General features: G+C 62.5%; 3 protein-coding genes. All 3 read right to left on the bottom strand.

What is annotated here, in order from left to right; all coding sequences use genetic code 11:
• Positions 1–125 precede the first annotated feature (125 nt).
• The 3 genes from fliN to fliL are packed head-to-tail and all read right to left on the bottom strand — an operon-like array spanning position 126 to position 2,112.
• The gene (gene fliN / locus GTP90_RS35450) at positions 126–551 is read right to left on the bottom strand and encodes a flagellar motor switch protein FliN (RefSeq protein WP_161087895.1); all 426 of its coding nucleotides are present in this window, start codon (positions 549–551) and stop codon (positions 126–128) included.
• A 44-nt stretch (positions 552–595) separates the two neighbouring features.
• Positions 596–1,576 (bottom strand): flagellar motor switch protein FliM, encoded by a 981-nt coding sequence (fliM, locus tag GTP90_RS35445; RefSeq protein ID WP_117011634.1) that lies wholly within the window; start codon positions 1,574–1,576, stop codon positions 596–598.
• Positions 1,577–1,587: 11 nt separating this feature from the next.
• Positions 1,588–2,112, bottom strand: coding sequence for a flagellar basal body-associated protein FliL (gene fliL / locus GTP90_RS35440; protein ID WP_161087894.1), 525 nt, complete (start codon positions 2,110–2,112; stop codon positions 1,588–1,590).
• Positions 2,113–2,378 lie beyond the last annotated feature (266 nt).

Below are 2,378 nucleotides of genomic sequence, written 5' to 3'. Positions count from 1 at the left end.
GGCGGCCACGGCCGCTGCGCTGGCCGCGTGCTGGCCGCCGATGGTGCCCGACACGCTGCGCTGGGCCATTGCAGGCGCGGCGGCCAGGGCCGCCGCGAGGATCAGGGTTGAGGTCAGTCCGTGCTTCATTTATTCAGTTTTCGGATACGTTCGGACGGCGTGATGATGTCGGTCAGGCGGATACCGAACTTGTCGTTGACCACCACCACCTCGCCCTGGGCGATCAGGCAGCCATTGACCAGCACGTCCATCGGCTCGCCTGCCAGGCCGTCCAGCTCTACCACCGAGCCCTGCGCCAGTTGCAGCAGGTTCTTGATGGCGATCTTGGTGCGGCCCAGCTCGACCGTGAGCTGCACCGGGATATCGAGGATGAAGTCGATATCGTTATGGGTCTCGGTCTTGCTCGGCGTGCTGGAAAAGTCCGTGAACACGGCGGCGCTGGCCGCCTGGGCCTGCTGCTTTTCCAGCGCGGCCGCCTCGGCCTGCGCCTGCTCGGCGATGGCCGCGCCCCATGGGTCGTCGTCCATCGTATCGTCTTGATTATCCGACATGCTTCTCTCCTGTATTGCGGTCACCGGCGGCGGTTGCGCCGGCGTTATTTGATGTTATCGGCATTGGCGAGCAATTTCTCCACCTTCAGCGCGTATTGTCCGTTCATCACGCCGTAGCTGCAATCCATGACCGGCACGCCGTCGACCGTGGCCGAGATCATTTCCGGGATGTGCAGCGGGATGATGTCGCCCACGCGCATGTTGAGGATCTCGTCGAAGTTGACCTTGGCCGTGCCCAGCGAGGCGACAATCTCCACCTCGGCGATCTGGATCTGCTGCGTCATCAGGCGGATCCAGCGCTTGTCCACTTCCAGCGCCTCGCCCTGCAGGCTGGAGGTCAGCGAATCGCGGATCGGCTCGATCATCGAGTACGGCATGCAGAAGTGGATCTGGCCGGACACCGATCCCAGCTCCACCGTGAAGGTCGATGCCACCACCACCTCGTTGGGCGTGGCGATGTTGGCGAACTGCGTATTCATTTCCGAGCGGATGTATTCGAACTCGACCGGATAGACCGGCTCCCACGACTTGGTGTAGGCCTCGAACACGATGTCCAGGATGCGCAGGATGATGCGCTGCTCGGTCTGGGTGAAGTCGCGGCCCTCGACGCGGGTGTGGAAGCGGCCGTCGCCGCCGAACAGGTTGTCCACCAGCAGGAACACCAGGCCCGGGTCGAACACCATCAGCGCGGTGCCGCGCAGCGGCTTCATGTGGACCAGGTTGAGGTTGGTCGGCACCACCAGGTTGCGGATGAACTCGGAATATTTGGACACCCGCACCGAGCCCACCGACACCTCGGCGCTGCGGCGCAGGAAGTTGAACAGGCCGACCCGCAGCAGGCGGGCGAAACGCTCGTTGATAATCTCCAGCGTCGGCATGCGCCCGCGGACGATACGTTCCTGGGTGGCCAGGTTATACGTTCGTACTCCCGCGACGTCTTCCTGCGCCTGGACGTCGTCCTGGTCGCCGTTGACGCCCTTCAGAAGGGCATCGACTTCTTCCTGGGAGAGAAAATTATCAGCCATGACTTTCTAACTTACTGAATGATAAACGAGGTGAACAGCACATCCTCGATGTCCTGCGGCGAGCCGCGGTCCTCGAAGGGTTCCTTGAGCTGGGCGATGATTTCCTTGGCCAGCTGGACTTTGCCATCCGGCGTGTTGATGTCCACGGCGCGCTTGCTCGACAGCAGCAACAGCATGCGGCTGCGCACCTTGGCCATGTTGTTCTTGACGTTTTCCTTCTCTTCCAGCCCGCCCACTTCCAGCGTGAAGGCGATCTGCAGGTACTGGTCGGCGCCGTTGTCGCCCGGCTGCAGGTTGACCGTGAACGGATCGACCGGCACGTATTCCGGCGGACCGGCCTTGGCCTTCTTGGCGTTCTTGTGCTTGTTCTTGGCCGGCGCCTCTTCCTCGGCCGCGTCGCCCTTGTCATGCAGGAAGAACCAGGCCGCACCGCCGCCGGCCGCGCCCAGGACCAGGACCACCGCCAGGATGATGATGATCAGTTTTTTGCTGCCGCCACCGCTGGGCGCTGCTTCAACTTTCTGATCGGCTTTCATTTTTGGGTTCGCTTTCAAAATTGCCCTTGCATGATGCGGAAGTGGAACATGACGCCATTATGTCATTATCGGTCGGGACTGCGGCATCGCATACGTCGAAAAGAGGGGCGATCCGGGTACTGCTTGGCGTTTCCGTAGTGTAACAAACAACAAAACCGGGAAGGCTGGCTGGCCGGTCCCGGTTTTCGTTGCGGCCGCAGGGGATCAGGCGAAGGTGTCGACCGCGCCGGCCGGCACGCGGCGCGCCGGCGGGGCGCTGCGCGGCA

Origin of the sequence: Duganella vulcania, assembly GCF_009857655.1 — a bacterium.
Lineage (GTDB): Bacteria > Pseudomonadota > Gammaproteobacteria > Burkholderiales > Burkholderiaceae_D > Rugamonas > Rugamonas vulcania.
Note: the sequence above shows the minus strand (reverse complement) of the source record. Positions and strands in the feature narration are given on the sequence as shown.